A 3256-nucleotide genomic window follows, 5' to 3' on the forward strand; every position below is an offset into this window, starting at 1 on the left:
AGCGCGTCCTCGGCTTAGCGTAGGATTTCGCCCCCTCCCGCAAACGACCCCAATACTGGCCAGCACGTCCCAGCGCCGGGACAGATGCGCATCTTCCGCCACGAGCGCGTCAGTTGCCGCATCGAGGGATGTGACCTGCGCCTCGATCTGCCGCAGGCGATGACGCGCGTGGCGCTGCAGCAAGCCGATCGTGAGGGTCTTGAGACGATTGAGCGTTGCCGTGCGGTCTCGCATCAGACTGCGGCGCGCGGCCACCAGTTCGGCCAGACGGTTCTGTAGATCCGTGCGGACTGGACGCGCCACGGGATCCAGCAGGGCACCATAGCGTGCCAGCATCAATGCATCGACGCGATCTGTCTTCGCGAGTTTGCCGGTGGCTTCGGCGAAACGACGCGCCTGTCGTGGATTAACCTTGACCTGCGGGATACCAACGGCCGCCAGGCGTTCCTCCAGTGTGCGGTGATAGGGGCCGGTTGGCTCGAACACCACCCGGGCAACGGCTTTGATGTCGCCGATCCAGCGCAGAAGTGCGGTCTGGCCCTTGCGGGTGTTGGCGACACGGACGGTATCACCGCCGGGGTGACGGGCGGCGTCGAGATGATCCTTGGATACATCGATCCCAATTGTGATCGATGCGTGTGGCAACTCGGCCTTGGAAGCCGCAACTGGATGCGTCATCTTTTCCATGTCCTATGCTTGTCATCCGAGGCCGAACCTCGGGTATCCGTTCAGGACACAAGGAAAAGAAGGGGTAGTCATACTCTCAAGACGACCCATTACGGTCTGCCTGTTGCCGACCCGTCCCCTTCCTGATTTTTCCGGGGTGGCCACTCCGGAAAAATCAGTCCTTTGTCGCACGCAGCGACACGGAATGCATAAGACAAGCCTGTCCAAGATCATTTTAAATCATTGGAATCGTTGATAATTTCCTATAAGCGCGCCCGTTTTGCAGGAGTTGCTGATGTGGATCGCCGACAACCGTGCCCGATATGACCGGAGCCAGCTTCGCTATCCGAGTGATCTGACGGACGAGGAAATGGTCGCTGATCGAACCCCTGATCCCGGCTGCCCGGCGTGGCGGCAACAAGCGGATAGCGGATAGTGGATATACGGGAGGTCATGAACGGCCTGATGTATGTTCTTGGAACGGGTTGTCAGTGGCGCGCGATCTCGAAAGACCTCCCGCCGCGCAGCACGCTGAATTACTATTTCTGCCGCTGGCAGCATGACGGCAGACTCGACCGTCTGCACCCGCTCTACGTCCTTTGTCGCATACGGCGACTCTGAATGCATAAGACAGGCATCAAGGCCCCACACATAAAAACAAGGGGTCATGACGCCGGCAAGAAGATCGTCGGCCCAAGCGCCATATCGCTGTTGATACCTTCACGACGGATTGGGTGCAGAGCGTGATGGACGGCCTGATGGCGATCGGCATGTTCGTGATCTATAGGAGCCATATAAATTTATTGGGTTATTGGATTTTTTCTTTTCTGCGAGTCATTCTTATTGACACAATCGCTGTCAATACAGCGACCAGCACTGCAGCCACATCGAAATTAGAGTGCCTTAAATGAAAAAAATCAAACAATTTTGGTGTCACAAACACAGTGATACCTGCGATTACTCCGGAAAAAATATTGCTATCGAACACTCTCATTTTTCATCACCTTGCAGAAGGGGCCTGCCAATATGGCAATCTCAGGTGTTGCAATTAATGCAAGGCCACCCAGACCGGCACCGCCTAGAACTACAGTTGCAATTTCCTTTGTTCGCCAATTGTTCATGACTCCCATACTTTCCAGAAGGCTCGAATTTCAGGCTGTCTACGGCGAGAAAAACCGCAATTTTTTCGTTTTTCTGGTCCGGAAAATAAACTGCAACTGTAGTGCTAGCCCATCTTATTCACGAGGGTGGCAGCAAGCCGAGCATGACCATAGAGCAACATTTTTCGCCAAGACATCGATGCCGGCGAAGATTACGCCTTCAGATTTTTATGATGTTAGCGGCGCGCAAAAGAGAAAAAGCTATACAAATAGCCACAATAGAAGTGGCTATCACTTTGTTCGGGATTACGCTCGCAATAATACCACTGCTGAGGATAAGCCCATTTATTTGAGAAGAATCCATTTTCTTTTTCCCATCATTTGGGTGGAAGTAATGGTTGTGTTATCATTTCGAAATGACTGGGCAAATGGCTTGACCCAGACCTGCGCCAATACCGAGGCCGACACCGCCGCCTGCAGCTCCGCCAAAGATTGATCCTAGAATGCCACCACCTGCAGTAAACGCGCCAACGCATTGTTGGGTTGTCCAGGAGAGAAATCCTCCTGAGACGAGATCCAACTCAACATCGGAAACAGGGGTTACAAAAGAATTTGTCTGCATCAGTATGTTTCCTCGATCTGTATACGCAACAAAAAGTAACATGCGGTATGGATTTTCGAAGTCAAGATAGAACGAAAATCACAGTTGTGTGACATTGATCGCATGCCATGTTCCAGATGGCCTTCATAAGCCGCAAAACTTCTACCCTGTTACACTATGGGCAATAGTGTAACAGGCCGGGCCTGAACCGGGCCGGCCTGCCCCGCGTCAGCGGCGGTTTTCCTGTCCGGGGCGGGTGACATGTGTTACATTTTTCGGGATCATATGCCCAAACGCGCCCCGAAGGCCCCTGTCCGGCCGCCTTGCCAGTTGTCGCTGTTCCCCGAAACGGCGGCGCTGGTGCGCGTCGACCCGGCCGCCAACTGCTGGCGCTTCTACCATCTGTCGCTGCAGCCTGACCTGTTCGGCGGCACCGCCCTGGTGCGGCAGTGGGGGCGGATCGGGACGGCCGGCCGGCAGATATGCGAATTGCATGACGATGCCGGGCAGGCGCTCGACGCCCTCGCCCGTCAACTCCGGGCCAAGCGCCGGCGGGGCTACCGCGACAGGACGGCCGGATGAGCGGCACCCGAAAACCGGGACAGCGGGTGACCCCGGCAGGCGTCCCCGGCGGGATGCAGCTGTTCGACCGCGACGGGAGCCGCAAATACCTCACGGTCGCCGAGCGGGCGCGGTTCCTGCGCGCGGCCGAGCCGGCACCGCGCGAGGCCCGCACGCTGTGCATGACCCTGGCCTGGTCGGGCTGCCGCCTGTCCGAGGCCCTCGCCCTGACGGCGGACCGGGTGGACCTGGCCGGCGGCGTGCTGGTGTTCGCCACGCTCAAGAAGCGCCAGGACGGGATCTATCGCGCCGTGCCGGTGCCCCCCTC

General features: G+C 57.0%; 3 protein-coding genes and 3 pseudogenes. 5 read left to right on the top strand and 1 reads right to left on the bottom strand.

Annotated features, from left to right (window positions below; translation table 11 throughout):
* A partial coding sequence (locus NJLHNGOC_RS14985) for an IS110 family transposase (RefSeq protein ID WP_165837955.1) occupies positions 1 to 687 on the bottom strand: 687 nt, incomplete at its 3' end.
* A gap of 274 nt (positions 688 to 961) precedes the next feature.
* Between NJLHNGOC_RS14985 and NJLHNGOC_RS16495 the strand changes: the two are divergent.
* From NJLHNGOC_RS16495 to NJLHNGOC_RS16500, 5 genes and pseudogenes are all read left to right on the top strand, one after another.
* Positions 962 to 1272, top strand: a pseudogene (locus NJLHNGOC_RS16495) (transposase); the annotation flags it as partial.
* Positions 1273 to 1299: 27 nt separating this feature from the next.
* A pseudogene (locus NJLHNGOC_RS16735) lies at positions 1300 to 1385 on the top strand (IS5/IS1182 family transposase); the annotation flags it as partial.
* A gap of 307 nt (positions 1386 to 1692) precedes the next feature.
* Complete coding sequence (locus NJLHNGOC_RS15775; protein WP_133258763.1) at positions 1693 to 2262, top strand: hypothetical protein; 570 nt, start codon at positions 1693 to 1695, stop codon at positions 2260 to 2262.
* A 366-nt stretch (positions 2263 to 2628) separates the two neighbouring features.
* Positions 2629 to 2949, top strand: a complete 321-nt coding sequence (locus NJLHNGOC_RS14995; RefSeq protein ID WP_206059815.1) for a WGR domain-containing protein — start codon at positions 2629 to 2631, stop codon at positions 2947 to 2949.
* A pseudogene (locus NJLHNGOC_RS16500) lies at positions 2946 to 3256 on the top strand (site-specific integrase); the annotation flags it as partial. The gene NJLHNGOC_RS14995 and the pseudogene NJLHNGOC_RS16500, both read left to right, overlap by 4 nt.

The organism is Novacetimonas cocois (assembly GCF_003311635.1).
GTDB lineage: Bacteria > Pseudomonadota > Alphaproteobacteria > Acetobacterales > Acetobacteraceae > Novacetimonas > Novacetimonas cocois.